This window comes from Pedobacter sp. PACM 27299, from assembly GCF_001412655.1.
In the GTDB taxonomy this organism is placed as follows: Bacteria; Bacteroidota; Bacteroidia; order Sphingobacteriales; family Sphingobacteriaceae; genus Pedobacter.
The window spans coordinates 1,394,589-1,415,183 of record NZ_CP012996.1 but is presented as its reverse complement, the minus strand read 5'-3'; the positions used below and the strand labels follow the sequence as shown (position 1 = coordinate 1,415,183).

The following is a 20,595-nucleotide window of genomic DNA, read 5'->3' as shown; positions in this document are numbered from 1 at the left end:
GCCGGATAAGTCCCGATTTTCCCTAGGTGGAAAATCAAAAAAAACGGAAATATATTATAACTACCTGAATTCCTGTAAATTATTTCTCAAGTAGTTCATCGCTTTATACAGGTGGTACTCCACCGTTTTTTCCGATATCAATAAAATAGTGGCGATTTTTTTATTGTTCATCCCCTGGTCCTGACTTAAACGGTACACTTCCCGACACCTGCAAGGCAATTCAGCTACCAACAGGTTAAGGTTTCCGTTCAACTCATTAAATAATACCTGGTCTTCTGTACAGTTTCTTGATCCACAATGGCTCTTTAAAGCGCAATTGATGTGTTCCCGATGACTGCTGCTGCTACGCAAATATTCAAATGCTTCCAGCTTTGCTGCGCGATATAAATACTGCTCAATTGTAGTTTTGATAATGATTTTCTCCCGACGTTCCCAAAGTGAAGCGAATAAATCCTGACTGATTTCTTCTGCAATTTCTTCATCCCGGGTATAATTATAGATGATCCCAAAAACAGTTTTCCAGCAGTCTCTATAAATACGCTCAAAGCCTTGCTCATCGATTTGATGAATATTAAAGGGAAGTTGATCCTGACTTGAAGGAGATCCGGGCACGGTGATTAAATTTGCCCAAAGCTAATTAATTACTTGGAATCAATCTAAATAAAATAGTTATTTTATTTAGATTGATATGCGATGACACTCCAAATGAGCTGCGTTTTAATTAGAGATTCCTTTAATGTAAAAATTAACCTATAAAAAAAGCGCCCTGAAGAATATCAGGACGCTGATATTATTCAATTAGCTTATAAAGAAGCTAAAATAGTATTCAATGTTTCGCTTGGACGCATTGCTTTATTTGCCAATTCATCATTTGGATGGAAGTAACCGCCAATTTCTTGTGGTTTACCTTGGGCAGCAATTAATTCGCCAGCAATTTTAGCTTCATTTTCGCTTAATGCCTTAGCCAATGGTGCAAATCTAGCTTGTAAATCAGCATCTTTACTTTGTTTTGCTAATTCCTGAGCCCAATATAAAGCTAGGTAGAAATGCGAACCACGGTTATCAATTTGTCCAACTTTACGAGCTGGAGATTTATCATTAGCCAGGAAAGTTTCAGTTGCAGCATCTAGAGTCTCTGCTAAAACTAAAGCTTTTGCATTGTTTTGTGTTTGACCTAAATGCTCTAAAGAAGCACCTAAAGCTAAGAACTCACCCAATGAATCCCAACGTAAATAGCCTTCTTCGATAAATTGTTCGATATGTTTAGGGGCAGAACCACCAGCACCAGTTTCGAACAAACCACCACCATTCATTAAAGGCACGATTGATAGCATTTTAGCAGAAGTTCCTAATTCTAAAATCGGGAATAAATCTGTTAAGTAATCACGCAATACGTTACCAGTTACAGAGATGGTGTCTAAGCCTTTTCTGATTCTTTCCAAAGTGAATTTAGTGGCTTCAATTGGTGCAAGAATTCTAATATCCAATCCTTCAGTATCATGATCAGCTAGATATTTTTTCACTTTTGCAATGATTTCTCTATCATGTGCTCTGTTTTCATCTAACCAGAAAACTGCTGGCGTAGCTGATAAACGAGCTCTGTTTACGGCTAATTTAACCCAATCCTGAATTGGCGCATCCTTAGTTTGACACATGCGGAAGATATCACCTTTCTCTACTTTCTGATCGAAGAAAACTTTGCCATCTGCATCTGTTACACGGATCGTTCCATTTGCTTTTGCCTGGAAAGTTTTATCATGTGAACCATATTCTTCAGCTTTTTGAGCCATTAAACCTACGTTAGGTACAGAACCCATGGTCGCTACATCAAAAGCACCATTTGCCTTACAATCATCAATTGTTGCCGTGTAAACACCTGCATAACAACGATCAGGAATTAAAGCCGTCGTATCTTGAGATTTACCGTCTTTATTCCACATCTGGCCTGAATTACGAATCATTGCAGGCATAGAAGCATCTACAATGACATCACTAGGCACATGAAGGTTAGTAATTCCTTTATCAGAATTTACCATAGCCAATGCCGGGCCATTCTCTATTGCCTTAGCTAAATCAGCTTCCACTTCTGCTTGTTTAGGATGGCCAGCAATTTTTGCATACACATCACCTAAACCGTTGCTCGTATCTACATTCAGCTCCTTAAATAAATCTGCATATTTAGCAAACACATCAGCGAAGTAAACTTCTACAATAGCACCAAAAATTAGTGGATCAGAAACTTTCATCATTGTTGCTTTTAAGTGAGCAGACAATAAAGTTCCTTCCGCTCTTGTGGCTACAATTTCTTTCGCTACAAATGCTTTCAAAGCAGCTAGACTTAAAGCTGAGCTGTCGATTACCTCACCTGCCTTTAAAGGAGCTAAACCTTTTAATTCAGCTACACTACCATCTTCAGCAACAAATTCTATTTTAAATTGACTCGCATCAGTAAGGGTTAGAGATTTCTCTGAACCGTAAAAATCACCTTCAGTCATGCTGGCTACACGAGTTTTAGAATCTGCAGACCATGCACCCATAGAGTGAGGATTTACTTTTGCATAATTTTTAACTGCTTTAGGCGCTCTACGATCAGAGTTACCTTCACGTAAAACCGGATTTACTGCCGAACCCAATACTTTACCATATTTGGCTTTTATTGCTTTTTCTTCTTCAGTCTGTGCGTTATCTGGGTAATTCGGCAAAGCATAACCTTGTCCTTGTAACTCAGTAATAGCTGCTACCAATTGAGGGATAGAAGCTGAAATATTTGGTAATTTAATAATGTTAGCTTCTGGTGTTGTTGCTAATGCACCAAGCTCTGCTAAAGCATCACCTATTTTTTGATCGTCTTTTAAAAACTCAGGAAAGTTTGCTAAAATTCTACCTGCTAAAGAAATATCTCTTGTTTCTACATCAATACCTGCTGATGCGGTAAAAGCTTGTACGATTGGTAAAAGTGAATAGGTTGCCAACATTGGCGCCTCATCGGTCTTGGTGTAGATAATTTTTGATGTATTCGACATATTGATTTTTGCTTTATAAGATTAATTATTCGATAGATTCTTAATGGTAAACCTATCCATATTTTAAAATCGCCTAAATATAAAATAAACGATCGACTAAAGGAACATAGTAATGTATTTTATGGGATTAATATAGCCTGTAAATTGCATTTTTTTGACCGATATGGACAGGAGATGTTCAGATGCTATTGTGAAATATCGCTTAAGAGCTAAATGGCCGAAAAGCAAAAAGCCTTAGATTTCTCTAAGGCTTTACTAAGTACTAATCAGCAGGAATACTTTGAACATTTAAATCGCTTTTTATTGCTTATTGAACCTATAATTGAAGATTTGGAGAGAAAAGGATTCATATAATCAGCCGTTAAAAATCAAGGTGATTTTTGATTAGACCACCCTGACCAGATTATAATAGAACAAAAAAATTGGTAAATCTGACAGAAGTTCATTTGCATTTTCGCAAAGGCTATAATTATGGTGCTTTGAAAGTATCGACAATATGCGACACCACCCTCAATGCAGACTCAAACGCTCCCTGCATCCAAGAATGAGTAAGTGAGGCATGTTCTCCGGCTAGAAGTATTTTGCCTTCTGGTTCGATCAGATCTTTATAAAATTCTGAATGTTCATTAGGCATAAAAAAAGAATAAGCACCATTACTCCATTGACAATTTGTCCAGCTCCAACGATAAAACATTTTAATTGCTGAAGGATCTTTTAATAAGCTTGGATGCAAATTACCCAATTCATTAGTCATATACTCTTTCAAATCTGCTTCGGGTATTTGATCCATACGTCGCGCCGATTGACCCCAAGTGTACGAGCTTAAAAACATAGATTCTGAATTAGACACTTTAACATCCTTATCGGGATTGTCTGATGGATACCAAGTTGACCCAATCAAACTGTCTGAACTGCTTCCTCCACCATAAATTTGATCATCTAACTCCCAAAATCTCTTGGTTGTATGAGCCAAAATCTTGGTTGAAGAATCATAATTTACCCTCCTTATCGCTTCAGATTTTGCAAATGAAAGTGCCGGTTCGAAAGAAACTTTATCCAAAACCCCTAAAGGCAGTGTACAAATAAACCAATTGCCAGTTACGCTATCTTTTTCACCATCACTATTTTTGTAATTTACAGTAACTGAATTAGAACTTTGTTCTACATTTGTAATAATAGCGTTCTGAAATGTACATATTTTTAATTCTTCATGAAATGCTTTCGCTAATAAGTCTGTCCCCCCTACAATTTCATCAAACTCTCCGCTCCAAATTCCTTCGATTTCCTCTCTTAAGAATTCAAGTAATGAAAATTGAAGAGAAGTTTCAAAACCCCAAGTAGAGACCAGCATTTCTATTGCCTCTTTCGAAAACCCTCCTTGCAGAAGAACCTCATATAAAGATTTGTTATCCAACTCCTTAATGGTCGCATCAGTTATTTCAGAATTGAAAAGTTCATCCTTTTGGAGTTCATTTAAAGAGGCAATTAGCGCTACTATAATCTCGAGCCAATAATCCAAAGTACTTTTTCCAGCTTCTTCTTCGCTCAGTTTAAATGATTTTTTAATCTGTTCTACATCCGCAACCTTTAACCGCTTTCCCCTCACATAGGAAATCGCCTCAGGATTTGCTTGAACAAATTTTCTTAACTCTAACTTAAACTCTGAAATATAAAATCTAGTCAGTTCGTGCTTTTCAGGAATACGCATTGCTCCAAATTCACCATAAACATGTTCTGACAATCTGAAAGTACGCGCCCTTCCTCCAATATGTGTTTTTTGTGCTTCAAGTAAAACCACGTCAAATCCTAATTTCGACAATTCATATGCAGAGCAGAGACCAGCCATCCCAGCACCGCCAATTATTACGGTTTGACCGCCAAACTGACCAGGCTTTATGGCCCTTAAGTGTCTGATAAGTTCTATATATTCACTAGTTTTCGGGGTTGCAACTGCTTTCTCCAGGTGTTTGAGTTCAGCATATTGGTCTAACAATTTTCTATAAATCATATCGAGAGGAGATAATTAAGATGAGCTATTTATATGTTTTTTTTTACGCTAACATTAGTCGCACAAGCAAGTTAACAAAAACTTGAAAATTAATTATCTGTTAATTCTATATTTTTAACAATAAGTAATAAAGAAGTTTAAATTTAAGGTATCATGTAGGGAGATAAATTTAACGTTGAGCACTTTTAAGATCTTCGCTAAGAAGTGCCTTTAGTACTACTACTTTTTCCAAAACCGATTCACGTTGTATGTTACCCCGAAACCAAGCCAAAGTCTATTGTTATAATTCCAGTTTTTGGCATTTTGGCCAAAACCAAAGTCAATACCAGAATAAAGTCCTACTTGAAGATCTCCCAAGGACAACATCGTTCCCAAACCAGAAGAAAACACTCCAATTGTTTCCTCTTCTTCACCTTTTAAGGGTGCTGTGCCTAAGGTAGTGGATAGGGAATCTAGTGTGACAGTCCCAAGGTTAATGAACCCAGCAATACTAAATGAAACCGACGGCACCTCTTTTAAGGTTTCACCAGTCAGATAACGTACCCCATACTTCCTAAACCTGTAGGCACCGTATACCCCAAGGTTCAAGTCAGTGGTAAATTCATCCTTCACTTTGATCGCGCCTCTTTCTCTCGATAAACGATACTTGATAGGAATCACAACCGGCCCATACTCCAAGCTTTTTTTAGTAAAAGACACAAAGCCCCGATTTTCAAGTTTAATTTGGTAGTCAGCATCCCTGTCGTACCGGTCAATAAGATAATATACGATTTTGCCCTGCTTATCTAACACCTCTATAATCTCATCCGCATTCACATACCATTTAGCGAGTTGTATAGCTACAAGGTCAGCAGCCATTACTTTAGCAAGATGATAAGTGGTATTATTCGTAAGCGTCTGGATGGGCAACCTTGTTTCTGTATAAGTTCCGCTGCATTCTAGCACCCGTTTGATGTTGATGATGTTGGTACCCTTCTTCACTACCACAGCGCTGGCAAGCCAGTAATTAACATGAAGTATGGAAGGATCTTTTTCATCAGCCCTAATATTTGCCCGTCCACTAGATTGGGATGCATTGGCTTTTCAATAGTTTTTTCAATTTTAACGGTCTTAGAGACAGCAGGTTTATCCACGGTACTGGACGTGTAGGTTACTTCCTTATTCTTTTTTATATACTCAGTTTTGAGTTCGCCCCCTTGAGGGAAAGTTTCGTCACAATCGGCCGCCTTGACCATTTTGATAACTTTTCATTTTCCGGGATACGCACACGTGCTTTTGTTTCAGTTTGGGCAAAGCAATAACTGCTCAGCATGAAAAATGCGGTAAGCATACAGCATTTTTTTAATGTTATTTGTTGGTTCATGAGTTTCGAGATTAATTTAGCGTTCAGATCAGTTTTAGTGAGATCTGATACACTAGTATACAAACTCACCATAACAACAAAACAAAAAACTGTCTGAGGTTCTGATACATATCTCACCAGCAAATAAAAAAGGGATCCAAATTATCAAATTTTATTGATAACCGACCAGATATTTTGGGAAGCATGGTTGAGTATAGGTATTTTAAGAAAACAAGATGCTTACTAAAATATTCGAATAGACCCAAAAAAAACCATACCTTATTAATAATCAGCGAGTAACAACTTATTTTTTTTGTTTTTATCAAATAAATGTGTTATTTTCATATTATAAACTTAAATATCTTAATTATGCCTCAAAAAGAAAACGAAGAGAAAGTACAAATCGTTTTGACTGCCGAGCAAATTGCCCAGCTCTCAACTGTATTTGGAGAAGAGATTGTCTCAAGGATCGAATCCATTGAGATTGAAAAACTAGCCGGCTATTTAAAAGCCAACGCTTCAGTTAACTAATCACAACAATGAAAAGACCTGCGATGCAGGTCTTTTCATTCATACTTTCGTCATGAGGAAATTCCCACAGCTACCTGAACCTTACCGCTTAGATAAACATGTCATTCTCAAAGAGCAAAAAGCCGCTGCAATCCTAAATCCAGCAGTTCAATTGTCTTTTTTTGACACCACGAACAAAATACAAGTCACCGGCCCAAGGGGTACCGCAACAATAAATCCGAATGAATCAGCAGACTTCCTCACCAGCTTAATTGCTGTCAATGCCATATTAACAGGTGACGAAGTCTCAATATTATTTGTTCAGGAAAAATTACTTACCGATGAGACCAGCAGAACTGCAGCTTATTTATGCTGCATTGCTGACGACTGCGACCAAATTATGCAATTTTACGCCAAAATCGAAGCGTGTTCAATTGCCGTAGTTGGTTGCGGAGGAATCGGATCTTTGTCCGCTCAAATTCTCGCCGGTGGAGGCATCAAATCGATCGTCCTCGCAGACCATGATCAGATTGAGAAAAGTAATTTTAACCGTCAATATTTTTGGACCTTGAAAGATATAGGCAGATCCAAGGTTGAAGTTCTAAAAGAAAATCTTCACGAGCGCTATCCAGAATTAAATATAAGTGTACATAAGGAAAAAATCACTGATAACAATTTGGAAACGATTATTGCATCAGTCGATGCCGTGTTGTTCACTGCAGATGAGCCAATCGGCCTCCTTCGTAAGGCTCGAATATTTTCAGAAAAACATAACAAAAAGTTCATAGGTGCGGGTTACTTCATGTCAGAGGCTATCCTATCTTTATCTTCTCAAGAACGTATGACTGATGAACGTGATATCTTACCTTTACCTCAGAAGATTGCGCCAAGTTTCGGCCCTACCAATGTAGAGATCGCGGGGGCGGCATCCTCCTATCTGCTACTGTTGATGGGGGATTAATAGTTGAGGGACATGGAGAACGAATTTGGGAAGTTAACAAATGGCCATGGCATTAAAATCAAAAACCTGATGGAACAAGAGGACTGCCTTTTTTGTAAAATTGCAAGCCGAGAAATTTTTAGCTGGACAATTTGGGAAGATGAGGATCATCTCGCATTCCTAACCCCATTCCCGAATACTCCAGGCTTTACCGTAGTAGCCACAAAACTGCATCTTGACAGTGACGTACTTCAACTACCACAAGATAAACTATTTAGTTTAATAAGCGCTGGCAAAGAGGTTTCCAAAATACTTAATGCAAAATTAAGTACCAAAAGGACTGCACTAATTGCTGAAGGTATGGGCGTAAATCATGCACACATTAAACTAATACCTCTTTTTGGTATTCCAGAAGGAGAATGGAAGCCGATTAACAGTAGTCTTGCGGTAACGTTTGAAACTTACCCTGGCTACATTTCGTCTCATGACGGCCCCCGCGCAAGCGATGACGAAATGAACAGAATTTTCAAACTTTTAAAAACATCCAAGGTAAAATAATGTGTGGTTTTGTCGGAGCAATTAATTATCAGCATAATTTGCTACAAGCCTGGAACGCGACTAGTTGGAGAGGAAATGTATACGGGGCTTGGCAATCCGATCATTGTAGCATGCTATCCGCTAGGTTAGCAAGATCCGGTGACCGTCTCCGCCCCCAACCCGTGGTCGTTAATAAGCGATACGTTCTTTCATTTAACGGTGAAATTTACAATATACATGAATTAAAAAGACTGGTAAATAGTGACAAAGTCTGTTTTGAAGGAAATCTTTCTGATACAGAGGCTTTGGCATTGATCCTGTCCAGCAGCCAAGACAAAATCGAGGTGATTAAAATGATCGATGGCGAATTCGCGTTGGCGCTTTACGACCAAGAACGGAATGAGTTAATTTTAGCTCGGGATATCATGGGGACCAAACCTTTATTTTATTCCCATAACCATAACCAAGTATCCTTCGCGTCATCTGCAAAAGCCGTTTCCTTAATAACTAACACAGGGCAGGTTCCTGATTGGCTGAGTATACAGCATGTATTTGAATTCGGAGTTACCCCTTCGGCAAACGCATTTGAAGGCGTTTATTCAGTACAACCTGGTGAGATCATATTTTTTGATAATAACCTCCACTCCACTAGGTCTTCTAGCAACGTTATTAAGCATCTCGGCGATACCTCTATTTTAGATCAACTAGCTACCGCAGTCCACAATCGTTATGAACCTGGAAAAACGGCTTTGGCATTCAGCGGAGGTGTAGATTCTTCACTGATCAAACTAGTAGCTCCTGAGATCCCGTGTTACACCATTGTGCAAAAACCAGAAGAACCAGAAAAAAATCAGAGAACAGTTTTGATAAACGAAATGAACTTACTGGATCATCTAAAGAAATTATGGAACTACATAGACCGGCCATTTTCTACACTTTCTACCGTTGCGATGAGCATTTTAATGGAAGAAATGAGAAAAGATGGGATAGAAAATGTACTTAGTGGTGAAGGTGCAGATGAGATTTTCTGCGGATATCCGCATTATTATAAGAAATCAATGGGCCATCCCGTATTAAAAAGACATAAGCACTCCTTTGAAATAGCAAAGAAACTTTCCCACATTAAACTGGATCAGACCGCTTCCTTTTTTGAACCATTTACAAATTCAATGGCTCCATCAGACTGGTTAAAGTTTGATCGTTGGACTAGATTACCTCAACATCTGACCCTGCTCCATACCGATTGCACTTCTTTAGTCAACCAGCTGGAAGCAAGGTTGCCTTTTTTAGATTTAGTAGCATTCCAGGTTAATGATCCAGGTGAACTCAGCATACCAAAAAAACCTTTAAAAGATCTCCTTCCGATCGGCTCAGATCAGTATAGATCAAAACAGGGACTGTTCGTTCCCTGCGGTATTTTTTCCGATAACCTCCTACTGGAAATTTGTAATCAGGATTTTTCCTGTCTTCAACCTCAAATTCCATCATATTTCAGGGAGCAATGCGAAAATAATTTAAAAAAAATAGCACTTCTTCCAGAAACGCTAGCAAAGGAATTGAGGGAGATCCTTGCCAGAACGATTATCCAAGTTGCTGCGCTTCCTACTATCCTTTACAAAACCTGTAAATCTGCTAAAATCCATTACCAATACACTTCTTTGAGTTATGATAAAGAACCGCTAGTATGTCAACAACACCCGTAAAAGTTCATAAACTACCAAGATTAGCACTTTTGCTCGCAAATCATGACAGGGCATTATTTTACAGAAAACTGAATGAGACTGGTGATGCCTTCTTAATCGAGGAAGACAGGCATTGGCTGATCAATTCTCCAAATTTAATTACCCAATTGTTTCATGAACCTAGCCTAGATTCCAATCGACAGAACCTAAAAAAGTTATTAATTGGCCAAGGAACTCCAGATTCGATCAATTTTTTCTATCAAAACTGGTTAATGTATATGAGCGGTGCTGAACACCAATTTTGGAGAGAAAAATTCATAGCTTGTTTTCCAAAGCGTATGGAGCTGTCCTACAAATATTTTGATATGGCGAACGCGATAGGAACTTCAATCAAAGAATTTGACCTTATAAAACAGGTGATTAATCCTTATGTGGTTCATATGCTCTGCGAAATTGCTGGTATGAAGGTTACAGCATTTCAGAATGCTTACCATTTGATAAATCCTATACTGCAGCTATTACATGGCCGCGGACAGGTAGATAATCCAACTACCAAACACAATGCATTAGACGAATGGTCAACAATAATCGAACGTTTAACTCGTGAACAAAAATTAACTAAGCAGGGTTTTTTAAGTCAACTGGCTAAAACAGGCAAACTTGGTCTCGCAGTCGGCCTTCTACCTTTTTTAGATGTAGTTGATGCGTTGATTGCCCTATGTGGAAGGGTGGTAATTGATTACGCTGCGCTAAAACAACAACAAAACATCAAAATTCAGCAAGAAAAACTGCTTGATCTCATTAAACTTTATTCACCCTTTCAAGTCTGCAACAGGAAAGTAATCAATCCTATCACTCATTTTCCTGAATTGGATTTTCAGTATGGAGACAAAGTTTCACTAATGATTGGAGCGGCGAACTCAAACACGCCGAAAAGAGATGTAGCCGAAATACAAAGTATACCAAATTTGAAAAATTTTTCCTTTGGAATTGGCCAACACAGCTGCCCTGGCAGAAACTGGAGCATTACCATTGTTATGGAATTTTATAAGAGCTTAGATAACTATCTAACAGAGTACAAGGCATCCATTAAAGTAAAGAACATCAATCATAGAGAGGAATTTGGATTCCAAGGTATCCAAAATATGATTGTACTCCTCAAACTGCCCTAATCCTATGCCTCAACCACCGAATACCTGTCTTGTTCCAGATTTTGAATGCACAAATCACGCTGCGCTTAAGACTTGAGCGAGTCGAGGGTGAACCGAAATAATATGCAGTTTAAAATTATTGCCCAAATAGAAAAACTTGGACAAGGTTTAGAATTCAAAAAAACAGACCCCTTAACTATTTAGACTTAAGCACTTAATAGTTTTGTGATTTATATTTTTTGTCACCCGATAGCTATCGGGTCAGAACGTTTTATCATTGAGGCTTCAAAAGTGATGCTGAAAGAACCCATTAAAATGAAAAATGAGCGTCATGGTCTAAAACTAAAGGAACTTCAAGAGATCAACAACAAAATTTATAAGTTGGAAGAAAGAATGATAAATGATGAAATTGAAACATCTACCTATAACACATGGTTCAAAAAGCTTCAACTTGAAAAACGATTGGTTGAGCGTTTATTGCCTAGACTTGAGAATCTTTTCCGTTTATAGGATAAGGCAAATGTGACTCAAAAGCATACTTTAGTGCAAGGTTTGTTCAAAGATAGTCTGCTATGGGGGCAGGGTTCATTTAGAACAAAATATCTAGACAGAACCTTCCACGATAACCTATTGAAAGTCAACAAGAAAGGGCTGCTTTTTTAACGAGCAACCCTTCAAAAAATTAACCATGAATCTGGTTAGTACCCAGAAGCAGATTCGAACTGCCACGCCTTTTCAAGCGCCACCCCCTCAAGGTGGTGCGTCTGCCAATTTCGCCACCTGGGTATTTCTATCGCAAATATATATTTATTCGGAGAATAAACTTAAACCATCGTAAGCTAATTTAATATTTCCTGGTAATTCGCGTTCTACCTCCTCATGCAAGCCTAAATTATGACTGATATGAGTTAGATAGGTCATTTCTGCCCCTATCTTTTGCGCAAAAGCGACTGCTTCCTTTAGTGTAAAATGAGAAATATGCTCTTCATGCTGTAATGCATTGATCACCAAAATCTTTGTACCCTTTACTTTTGCTATTGTTTCTTCAGAAATCGTTTTCGCATCAGTAATGTACGTAAAATCATGAATCCGGAAGCCCAAAATTGGCAGCTTATAATGCATGATATTTAATGGAATCACTGTTGTATGACCAATTTCAAAAGGTTGATCTGTAATCGTATGCAGCTCTATCTGAGGCAAGCCTGGATAATGCGTATCTGCAAAAATATAGGAGAACTCTCTTTTTAAAGCATCCTGAACTCTAGTGGTTGCGTAGATGTCGATGTTCTTTTTCAGCAGGTAATTAAAAGGCCTGATGTCATCTAAACCCGCCACATGGTCTTTATGTTCATGTGTATATAAGATCGCATCCAGGTCTTTTACATTTGCGCGCAGCATCTGGTAACGGAAATCAGGCCCGCTATCAATAACGATCGTCTTATCTCCCATTTCCAACAGTACAGAAACCCTTAACCGCTTATTTTTATGGTCTGCCGACTGACAAACCGCACAATTACAAGTGATAACTGGAATCCCCTGGGAAGTACCTGTGCCTAAAAATGTAACCTTCAAAATTGATGAGTTGAGACCATATCTTCAAAAATAACAAATTACCTTAAGTCTACAACTTCTACTCCAGGATACTTCTTAGGATCAAAAGAAAAAGTACTTTCCGGAACCTTCAGGTTGGTCACCATTTTGCTCACGTTATAGCCGTATTTGTTTCCGCCTTTATCAAAAATAACTACAGTACCAATCTGTTTTGCGACCTTATCAATTCCCAGACGGATCTTAAAATAAGATTTGCTGACATCTATAGGTGCCAGGTCAATCATCTGATAAACTTTGCCTCCGACCTTACTTTCGCCGGTATAACCATATTTAAAGCCTTTTTCGTAAATCGTGAACAGCTGAGCAGGATTTAGTGCATCACCGCTATGGTCTGCATCTGTTACCTGCACCTCTTTATCTTCTTTTAAATAAGTCCATTGCGTTTTACCATCGCTAATCAATTCCTGTTTCGTCATCGTCACCCGGTACTTATTTGTTTTCGCTTTGACGATGATAGTACCTTGCTGACTCTCCTTGAGTTTAGCCTGTGGATTGTCTAAAGAAAAGGTAAAATCTGCCTTAACCACATCAAAAGAACGATATTTCTTACTTACTTCTGCTAATATTGCTTTTGCCTTCGCATCCTGCTGTGCGTAACTGGAAGATCCAAAACCTGTCAATACCAGTAACGACCATATTATCTTTTTCATCTATTTCTATTTCGGATTAGTTATTCTTCAGGTCATTCAAGAACTGTTCCAAAGCATAATCGTCTGGAATCAGTACCTCTCTGGCTTTACTACCTTCAAAAGGCCCTACCACACCTGTGGCTTCCAGCTGATCAATGATCCTGCCTGCCCTATTATAACCCAACTTCAACTTCCTTTGAATCAAGGAAGTAGAACCTTGCTGATGCATTACAATTAAGCGTGCAGCATCTTCAAACATTGAATCACGATCTTTAGGATCGAAGTCCAATTTCGCCGATTCTGCAGCTTCATCTACATATTCAGGCAGCTGATAAGCCTCCGGATAACCTCTTTGATTGCCAATAAACTCCGAAATGCGATCTACTTCTGGTGTATCGACAAAAGCACACTGCAAGCGGATCAGGTCATTTCCTGTAGACAATAACATATCTCCTCTACCAATCAGCTGATCGGCACCGCCACTGTCAAGGATCGTTCTGGAGTCAATTTTCGACAATACCCTAAAGGCCAAACGGGCAGGGAAATTCGCTTTAATTGTACCCGTTATGATGTTTACTGAAGGACGCTGCGTAGCCAGCACAAGGTGAATCCCTATCGCACGTGCCAGCTGTGCCAAACGGGCAATCGGTGCTTCCACCTCTTTACCGGCAGTCATCATTAAATCCGCAAACTCATCCACAATCAATACAATGTATGGAAGGAAACGGTGTGAATTATTCGGATTCAGTTTTCTTTTAATAAACTTCTCATTGTATTCTTTCAGGTTTCTCACCTGCGCATCTTTCAGCAAATCGTAACGCTGATCCATTTCAATACACAAAGAGTTCAGTGTATTGATCACCTTTTTGGTGTCCGTAATAATCGCATCTGCTTCTCCTGGAAGTTTAGCCAGGAAGTGACGTTCAATTTTATTGAACAAGGTTAACTCTACTTTCTTAGGATCGACCAATACAAATTTCAACTGCGAAGGGTGTTTCTTATAAAGCAGCGAAACCAGAATGGAGTTAATCCCCACCGATTTACCCTGCCCCGTAGCACCAGCCACCAACAAATGGGGCATTTTCGCCAAATCACCTATATAAACCTCATTGGAAATGGTTTTACCCATGGCAATTGGCAGTTCCATAGTGGTGGTCTGGAATTTCTCTGTTGCCAGAATACTTTTCATAGACACCATTTCTGGGTGTAAATTAGGCACCTCAATACCAATTGTACCTTTTCCTGGCATTGGAGCGATAATCCTGATTCCCAAAGCCGCTAAACTTAAAGCGATATCATCTTCCAGATTTTTAATCTTGGAAATCCTCACTCCTGGTGCAGGTATAATCTCATATAAGGTAACCGTTGGACCAATCGTTGCTTTAATCTTATCTATCTCAATATTGTAATGAAGCAGCGTATTGACAATCTTATTCTTATTCGCTTCCAACTCGTCCGTATTCACAGGAATCTTGTTGGAACCGTAATTCTCTAATAAATCAAGCCCAGGATATTTGTAACTCGCAAGATCTAAAGTAGGATCATAATTACCAAACTGTTTCACCAGCTCATCAGAAGTTTTTTCATCCTCCGACTTTTCAATCACCAATTCCAATTCGGGTTCTTCCTCTGGCACTAATTCTGGTGTAAGCTCTAATTCCGGCTCCGGTTCGGGAGCTGGTGTAATTTCCATAGGCATCGTTACTGCCGACATTAGTGGAGCTGGTGGCAATACTGGCGCTACCGGTGGCACTACAGGCACCGGTGGTATTGGAGTTACTGGAGTGGTTTCCAACTGTACATTAGCCAATGGCGAGGCCGCGGGTGAATTTGCAGCACGATATTCTCGAATGGGATCTCGATCCAATTCCCGCTCTTCGGCTTCTTCAAACCTGCTGGAAGGCCTGATCGTTTGCTGTTCTCTTTTCTGATCTCTTGCCAACCGGTCATTTAAAGTAAATTCTACCGGCTCTGAGCGCATTTCATTATCAGTTCCTAATACATCTTCTTCTGAAAGATCAGGTAAAATCGTTTCTTTTTTCTTACGTTCCGGCAATTTAAAGTCAATGTTATAGGCAATGATCAGGATTGATAAGCCTAAAAAGCCAATTAATCCAGCTACACCGGCCTTTCCAATTTGTGCAGTAAGTAATTTATTGGTCCAGTATCCAAACTCACCTTCAAAGAAATGAGGTGCATCGCTGATAAAAGAATGTGCAAAACCAAAGGTTAAAGAGATGAACAATAAAAAGAAAAGACTATAAGCCAATGTTTTTTCAATAGAGAATATTTTCACCTTAAACAGGAGGCGGTAGCCAATCACAAAGAATACAAATATGAACAAAAAAGAAGCTAAACCAAACCATTCATAAATAAACTGATGTGCCAGTAAAGCCCCGATTTTACCTAGCCAATTAGACACCACTGGATTGATATTTACCTGTTGCAGCTCTTCATAAGTCTTAAAAAGATTACTCCATCCGCCATTAGCATCAATCACATAACTGTGATCTTCCTGCCAGGTAAAAAGGTAAGAAGTAAAAGCAATTAGAAAATATAAAGACAATACCACAAACACTAACCCGATGATCTTAAACAACCTGCCATTCTGAAAATCCAGGCGCGGCATGATGTTAAATCTTTCTGTTGATGGTCTGGACGTTGTTGACTTCGAGCTCTGTTTATCGCCAGATTCGTTTTTAAACGAATTGGACCTGAATTGATTTCCCCTTACCGACATTTTTCGTGACTAATATTATACACAACAAATATAAAACATATCCTTGTATGTACTAAGTTATTATAAATACATTTAAACGTATACTTATTAAACAAAAATTCTTAACTGCTTAAATAGAGAAAGCTGAACTCCATTTCAATACCGATTAAACCTTCTAAAGCAATCATAGTCATACCTGTAGCGTTTAAGTTTTAATTAGAGATAAGTTTTGTTTTAAGGTTAATCCCAGCAGGTATTTTTATCTGCTGGGATTTTTTTTATGTTGATGTCATTTAAAATTTGTTAATTTATTCCCGTATTTTAAGATCTAAATCTAACAATGGACATCTCTCAGCTCGAAACACTAATAGAAACAGACAATAAACAAGAGATTTCTGATTTGCTGACCAAGCATCCGGAACTAACCAGCCAGGAAACCAGTCATGGGATATCACCACTACTACTCGCCTGTTATTATAAAAAACCTGTCACTGCAGGGATAATCGCTGGCTTTGCGAAAAACATTACGCTTTTTGAAGCTTGTGCACTAGGCAAATTTCAGGAAACAGATCAGCTATTAGCACAGCAGCCAGAACTGCTCAATACTACTTCAAAAGATGGTTTCACTGCTTTAGGACTAGCCGCTTATTTCGGCCATGAAGAAATCACCAGATTATTACTTTTCAAAGGAGCAGACGCAAACATTCCTGCCAGTAATGGATTCAGCGTTTTCCCAATTCATTCCGCCGTTGCGGCAAAAAGCTTTGCCATTACCAAAATGCTTTTAGAGGCCGGTGCTGATGTCAATGCAAAACAACAAGCCGGACTAACCGCATTACATGCCGCTGCACAAATTGGAAATATAGAGATCATTATCCTATTATTGGAACATGGAGCAGCTTTGGACATTAGAATGGAAGGCGGCAAACTGCCAACAGACCTTGCTGACGAAAAAGGATTTCCGGAAATTGCGGCTATTTTGAAAGTTTAAAGCTTTCCAAACCACAGGAAAAGGAGTCATAAAAGAAATTAAACATCCCAGATGCGCAGCCTGATTTTTTTCACATAATGTCTCACATCCAGCACCAATGCCGCTAGAATGTAAAAAATAATTGGAAAACCAACTGCCAGAAAAGAAGAATAAATAAAAAACAGCCTGATTTTACTGATCGATATGTTAAATCGTTCAGCAAGATAGGTACACACCCCAAAACTTTGCTTTTCAAAAAATGTAATGATACGTTGGAACATCTTATTGGTTTAATATCTTAATTCCGATACCACAATTTAAGCATTTTTTTTGAGCACAATAATATTTATTTAGTTGAAGGACTGCTTGAGAGAAAAAAGCGTTCTCTACCACGACACCTGCTTGCTGGTAATGCCTGATGATCACATTGCTTTCAGCAGGCATTTGTTCCAACAACTGCAAGCCACGATTCATCAAATCCGGCTGATCTGAATATTTACCATAAGCCGCTGCAAAAAGACAAACCGCATTCATAATCAGGTGTAAAACGGAGCGCTGTCCCAGTTGAATCTTTACTTTTTTTGTCTCTTTCTGAAAGTGATAATGGGTTTTCCAATAAGGATTGACAGGTAGTTCTTGCAGCAGCAGCTTTAATTCCGCCAATTCTTCCAGCTCAAGCACCCTGGAAAATAAACGATCTGATTTTAACAGCAAAGCGCAAAATTGCGCCAACCTCAACGTTGGGAAATTCTGCGGCCGCATTCTCAAAAACCGCCAGGCCCCTACACCAATAGGTCTCAATCCATACTTCTTTTGTAGAAACCGGTATTCTTTTTTCAATTTCCGGGGATACGCATCTTTAAAAGATCCGAATAAAAACCCAGCCTGTCCAAATACCAAAGCCTCTACTTGCGAAGGATGATCCAGGTGTTTCCGAATCACCGACAAAGGCAATGAAGTCGCTAGAAGTTCAAAAGGAATCTCATTCACCTTAAAACCAAAGCTCTTAGCCAGGAAATGATAAAAAGTACCTTCCCAATCCCCTTTTACTTTAGCCAGGTGGTCAAACACCAGGTCTGATTTTTGCGCCAGCCGTTCAATCATCATTCTGGATAAAAAACCATTTATGATGATCGGATCTATACTATGAATTTGTTTTTCACAGGGAAAAGAATGGATAGAATGGATTAGCCCTTCATAATGCAGCAAAAGGTGCTCTGGAAACAGTTCTTTCAGGATCAACACCGGAATCAAGCTGCCATCCTTCCGGTAAATCACCTGATCATGCTCATAAACCACATGTAAAATCACGGCGTCATAAGCTGGATCATCCTGATGACCATGTAACAACCAGTCGGATGACTTCAAATGAATTTCTACATCACCAATCCAGGTACGGTCGCCGATGCACAGTTTCGATTGATTGAAATCCGGCCCTGCATGCTTGTTGGCCATTCCAACGCCCAGGATACACAAGCTCTCCCCTGTGGTACAAAACAAATTCAAAACCTGGAACAGTCGGAATTGCCAAATAAAATGAAGAAAACTTTCAAGGAATCTCATGCAGTCTAACTTAACTATAAAGAGTTAAATTATCACCAAAGAATCAATAAGTTATTTTCTTCTATAATTTGTAATAAATACGCCGGTAATAATCAATACCGTTGCGATGACAATGTCTTTCGTAATCACCTCATCTAGAATCAGCCAGCCCAAAAACAAGGCAATCACTGTATTAAAATAAGTAAGGATAGAAACCTCAGTAGGCGAAACCCTTTTTAAGGCGTAATGATAACAGAAAAAAGTCAACACAGAACCAAATACCGCCAGATAGGTCACTGCCATCAGGCTATGCAAACTCCAATTGCTCAGCGAAGTAGATCCTGAAAACAGGAAAGCCAGCGTAAACTGCGCTACTGCTGAAAATGCAAACTGATAAAACAGGTCCAGTAAAATATGATCTGACTTATGACTATTTTTCTTTGTATAAATTGTTCCTATAGTCCAGCCACTGATGGCGAAACAAAGGAACATGATCCCCGTTTTATAGTTTGGATCCAGCAATTCACTAATGCCATCTCTAAAAATAAACACTACTCCAAGAAAAGCAATCATAACACCTATAAACCCCTTCCAGCTTGGTTTTTGTAAACCAACAGCCACACAGGCCAGAAAAACAACCAGAGGATTTAAGGAATTCAACAGGGAAGTTAAACCACTGGGAATCGTTTCTTCTGCCACGGTCACCATACCATTGGCCATCACCACCATTAACGTAGAGAGTACAATCTGACGACGCAGATAGGGCCAGCCCATCCAGACCAGTTCTTTTCTATAGATCAAAATAGTCATCAGAATCAATGAAGCGATGGTTTGTCGCATCGCTGCCACAAACCAGGCAGGAATCGTTTCTACCGCCACACGAATACTAAGGTAGGTAGTCCCCCATACAATGGCAACTACCAATAAAGCCCCGATCAGCTTTACATCGGTCTTTTGGGTCATATCAATTTCGCAGCCAATAGAATTACTTCCATTTCCTGCTGTAATTTCAATGCTTCTTCTCTTGCTCGTTCTGCAAAATCTTCCCCTTTACTTGCATAAATAATGCCTCTGGCAGAATTCACCAATAAGCCACACTCTTTATTTAAGCCATACTCGCATACATCGGCCAAACTTCCGCCTTGCGCGCCAACCCCTGGTACCAACAAGAAATTATCTGGTGCCAATCTTCTGATATTTTTAAATTCTGAACCCCTGGTTGCACCAACAACATACATCAACTGCTCACTGTCTGCCCATTGAGAAGAAATACGAATCACTTCTTCGTATAATTTTCCTTCTGGAGTCTGGTGTAATTGAAAATCACCATGACCAGCATTCGAGGTCAGTGCCAATAAAATCACCCATTTATCTTTGTAATTTAAGAACGGGCTTACGGAGTCCTTACCCATATATGGTGCCACGGTAACCGAGTCAAAACTCATGTCCGACTTAGCCTCATTGAAAAAAGCATCCGCATACATCGCAGAAGTATTGCCAATATCTCCTCTTTTTGCATCTGCAATACTGAAAATATCTTCCGGCAGATATTGCCAGGTTTTGATCAATGTTTCCCAACCTTTCAGTCCCATACATTCATAAAAAGCAGTGTTCGGTTTATACGCCACACACAAATCTTTCGTAGCATCAATAATCTGCTTATTGAATTCTAAAACTGGATTTTCATATTTTAGAAGGTGAGGAGGGATATTTTCTAATACCGGATCAAGCCCAACACACAAAAAAGATTTTTTAATCTGGATCTGCTCAAATAGCTGTTTTTTATTCATCTATGCGTAATTTTGTGTGCAAAGATGCCAAATTTCGTAGGAATTTAATCTTGTTTTTAAACTTTTCAATGTAATTTTTATAAACATTTGAAAGTTTTTCTTGGAGATTAATTTACAAATACATACAATTGTGGCATAATT

19 protein-coding genes and 1 tRNA gene are annotated in these 20,595 nt (G+C 38.9%); 7 read left to right on the top strand and 13 right to left on the bottom strand.

Annotated features, from left to right (window positions below; genetic code table 11):
* Nucleotides 1-60: 60 nt before the first annotated feature.
* The 5 genes from AQ505_RS06010 to AQ505_RS26290 all read right to left on the bottom strand — a co-directional run bounded on the left by AQ505_RS06010 (nt 61) and on the right by AQ505_RS26290 (nt 6,361).
* Nucleotides 61-612 (bottom strand): RNA polymerase sigma-70 factor, encoded by a 552-nt coding sequence (locus AQ505_RS06010; protein ID WP_062547348.1) that lies wholly within the window; start codon nt 610-612, stop codon nt 61-63.
* Between the two features lie 191 nt (nt 613-803).
* Entirely contained in the window at nt 804-3,023 is a 2,220-nt protein-coding gene (locus tag AQ505_RS06005) for an NADP-dependent isocitrate dehydrogenase (RefSeq protein ID WP_062547347.1), read from the bottom strand.
* A gap of 469 nt (nt 3,024-3,492) precedes the next feature.
* On the bottom strand, nt 3,493-5,031 hold the full coding sequence (locus AQ505_RS06000; RefSeq protein WP_062547346.1) for a flavin monoamine oxidase family protein: 1,539 nt from the start codon (nt 5,029-5,031) through the stop codon (nt 3,493-3,495).
* 219 nt (nt 5,032-5,250) lie between these two features.
* Nucleotides 5,251-5,976, bottom strand: a complete 726-nt coding sequence (locus tag AQ505_RS05995; RefSeq protein WP_157262209.1) for a hypothetical protein — start codon at nt 5,974-5,976, stop codon at nt 5,251-5,253.
* A 223-nt stretch (nt 5,977-6,199) separates the two neighbouring features.
* The gene (locus tag AQ505_RS26290) at nt 6,200-6,361 is read right to left on the bottom strand and encodes a hypothetical protein (protein ID WP_157262207.1); all 162 of its coding nucleotides are present in this window, start codon (nt 6,359-6,361) and stop codon (nt 6,200-6,202) included.
* 381 nt (nt 6,362-6,742) lie between these two features.
* Here AQ505_RS26290 and AQ505_RS26285 point away from each other — a divergent pair, with 381 nt between their 5' ends.
* From AQ505_RS26285 to AQ505_RS05965, 6 genes are all read left to right on the top strand, one after another.
* Nucleotides 6,743-6,904, top strand: coding sequence for a hypothetical protein (locus AQ505_RS26285; RefSeq protein ID WP_157262205.1), 162 nt, complete (start codon nt 6,743-6,745; stop codon nt 6,902-6,904).
* Between the two features lie 52 nt (nt 6,905-6,956).
* Entirely contained in the window at nt 6,957-7,844 is an 888-nt protein-coding gene (locus AQ505_RS05985) for a ThiF family adenylyltransferase (protein WP_062547343.1), read from the top strand.
* A 12-nt stretch (nt 7,845-7,856) separates the two neighbouring features.
* The gene (locus tag AQ505_RS05980; protein WP_062547342.1) at nt 7,857-8,381 is read left to right on the top strand and encodes an HIT family protein; all 525 of its coding nucleotides are present in this window, start codon (nt 7,857-7,859) and stop codon (nt 8,379-8,381) included.
* Entirely contained in the window at nt 8,381-10,063 is a 1,683-nt protein-coding gene (locus AQ505_RS05975) for an asparagine synthetase B family protein (protein ID WP_062547341.1), read from the top strand. The genes AQ505_RS05980 and AQ505_RS05975 overlap by 1 nt, the downstream gene beginning before the upstream one ends.
* Nucleotides 10,045-11,214 carry a hypothetical protein gene (locus AQ505_RS05970; protein WP_062547340.1) on the top strand — a complete coding sequence of 390 codons (1,170 nt, stop codon included), beginning with the start codon at nt 10,045-10,047 and terminating at the stop codon, nt 11,212-11,214. The genes AQ505_RS05975 and AQ505_RS05970 overlap by 19 nt, the downstream gene beginning before the upstream one ends.
* Nucleotides 11,215-11,487: 273 nt before the next feature.
* Nucleotides 11,488-11,703, top strand: a complete 216-nt coding sequence (locus AQ505_RS05965) for a hypothetical protein (protein WP_062547339.1) — start codon at nt 11,488-11,490, stop codon at nt 11,701-11,703.
* A 192-nt stretch (nt 11,704-11,895) separates the two neighbouring features.
* Here AQ505_RS05965 and AQ505_RS05960 read toward each other — a convergent pair.
* From AQ505_RS05960 to AQ505_RS05945, 4 genes are all read right to left on the bottom strand, one after another.
* A tRNA-Leu gene (locus tag AQ505_RS05960) sits at nt 11,896-11,979 on the bottom strand.
* A gap of 21 nt (nt 11,980-12,000) precedes the next feature.
* The gene (locus tag AQ505_RS05955) at nt 12,001-12,765 is read right to left on the bottom strand and encodes an MBL fold metallo-hydrolase (protein WP_062547338.1); all 765 of its coding nucleotides are present in this window, start codon (nt 12,763-12,765) and stop codon (nt 12,001-12,003) included.
* A gap of 38 nt (nt 12,766-12,803) precedes the next feature.
* Complete coding sequence (locus AQ505_RS05950; protein ID WP_062547337.1) at nt 12,804-13,454, bottom strand: LolA family protein; 651 nt, start codon at nt 13,452-13,454, stop codon at nt 12,804-12,806.
* A 16-nt stretch (nt 13,455-13,470) separates the two neighbouring features.
* Entirely contained in the window at nt 13,471-16,173 is a 2,703-nt protein-coding gene (locus AQ505_RS05945) for an FtsK/SpoIIIE family DNA translocase (RefSeq protein ID WP_062547336.1), read from the bottom strand.
* Between the two features lie 319 nt (nt 16,174-16,492).
* On the opposite strand from AQ505_RS05945, the gene AQ505_RS05940 reads away from it, so the two are divergent.
* Entirely contained in the window at nt 16,493-17,143 is a 651-nt protein-coding gene (locus tag AQ505_RS05940) for an ankyrin repeat domain-containing protein (RefSeq protein WP_062547335.1), read from the top strand.
* A gap of 38 nt (nt 17,144-17,181) precedes the next feature.
* On the opposite strand, the gene AQ505_RS05935 is transcribed toward AQ505_RS05940, so the two are convergent.
* From AQ505_RS05935 to pyrF, 4 genes are read right to left on the bottom strand one after another with little or no spacing between them, the layout of a single operon-like run.
* Entirely contained in the window at nt 17,182-17,403 is a 222-nt protein-coding gene (locus tag AQ505_RS05935; RefSeq protein ID WP_062547334.1) for a PspC domain-containing protein, read from the bottom strand.
* A gap of 1 nt (nt 17,404) precedes the next feature.
* Nucleotides 17,405-18,685 (bottom strand): DUF2851 family protein, encoded by a 1,281-nt coding sequence (locus tag AQ505_RS05930; RefSeq protein ID WP_062547333.1) that lies wholly within the window; start codon nt 18,683-18,685, stop codon nt 17,405-17,407.
* Nucleotides 18,686-18,736: 51 nt separating this feature from the next.
* A complete protein-coding gene (locus AQ505_RS05925; protein ID WP_062547332.1) occupies nt 18,737-19,627 on the bottom strand; it encodes a DMT family transporter in 891 nt (296 codons plus the stop codon).
* A complete protein-coding gene (gene pyrF / locus AQ505_RS05920) occupies nt 19,624-20,454 on the bottom strand; it encodes an orotidine-5'-phosphate decarboxylase (protein WP_062547331.1) in 831 nt (276 codons plus the stop codon). Before pyrF ends, AQ505_RS05925 begins: the two co-directional genes overlap by 4 nt.
* Between the last annotated feature and the right edge of the window lie 141 nt (nt 20,455-20,595).

What these genes read in the sequence shown, in the direction of transcription:
- AQ505_RS06005 (WP_062547347.1), bottom strand. Translation starts at nt 3,023, where the DNA reads ATGTCGAATACATCAAAAATTATCTACACCAAGACCGATGAGGCGCCA.
- AQ505_RS06000 (WP_062547346.1), bottom strand. Translation starts at nt 5,031, where the DNA reads ATGATTTATAGAAAATTGTTAGACCAATATGCTGAACTCAAACACCTG.
- AQ505_RS26290 (WP_157262207.1), bottom strand. Translation starts at nt 6,361, where the DNA reads ATGCTTACCGCATTTTTCATGCTGAGCAGTTATTGCTTTGCCCAAACT.
- AQ505_RS26285 (WP_157262205.1), top strand. Translation starts at nt 6,743, where the DNA reads ATGCCTCAAAAAGAAAACGAAGAGAAAGTACAAATCGTTTTGACTGCC.
- AQ505_RS05985 (WP_062547343.1), top strand. Translation starts at nt 6,957, where the DNA reads ATGAGGAAATTCCCACAGCTACCTGAACCTTACCGCTTAGATAAACAT.
- AQ505_RS05980 (WP_062547342.1), top strand. Translation starts at nt 7,857, where the DNA reads ATGGAGAACGAATTTGGGAAGTTAACAAATGGCCATGGCATTAAAATC.
- AQ505_RS05975 (WP_062547341.1), top strand. Translation starts at nt 8,381, where the DNA reads ATGTGTGGTTTTGTCGGAGCAATTAATTATCAGCATAATTTGCTACAA.
- AQ505_RS05970 (WP_062547340.1), top strand. Translation starts at nt 10,045, where the DNA reads ATGTCAACAACACCCGTAAAAGTTCATAAACTACCAAGATTAGCACTT.
- AQ505_RS05965 (WP_062547339.1), top strand. Translation starts at nt 11,488, where the DNA reads ATGCTGAAAGAACCCATTAAAATGAAAAATGAGCGTCATGGTCTAAAA.
- AQ505_RS05950 (WP_062547337.1), bottom strand. Translation starts at nt 13,454, where the DNA reads ATGAAAAAGATAATATGGTCGTTACTGGTATTGACAGGTTTTGGATCT.
- AQ505_RS05945 (WP_062547336.1), bottom strand. Translation starts at nt 16,173, where the DNA reads ATGTCGGTAAGGGGAAATCAATTCAGGTCCAATTCGTTTAAAAACGAA.
- AQ505_RS05940 (WP_062547335.1), top strand. Translation starts at nt 16,493, where the DNA reads ATGGACATCTCTCAGCTCGAAACACTAATAGAAACAGACAATAAACAA.
- AQ505_RS05935 (WP_062547334.1), bottom strand. Translation starts at nt 17,403, where the DNA reads ATGTTCCAACGTATCATTACATTTTTTGAAAAGCAAAGTTTTGGGGTG.
- AQ505_RS05930 (WP_062547333.1), bottom strand. Translation starts at nt 18,685, where the DNA reads ATGAGATTCCTTGAAAGTTTTCTTCATTTTATTTGGCAATTCCGACTG.
- AQ505_RS05925 (WP_062547332.1), bottom strand. Translation starts at nt 19,627, where the DNA reads ATGACCCAAAAGACCGATGTAAAGCTGATCGGGGCTTTATTGGTAGTT.
- pyrF (WP_062547331.1), bottom strand. Translation starts at nt 20,454, where the DNA reads ATGAATAAAAAACAGCTATTTGAGCAGATCCAGATTAAAAAATCTTTT.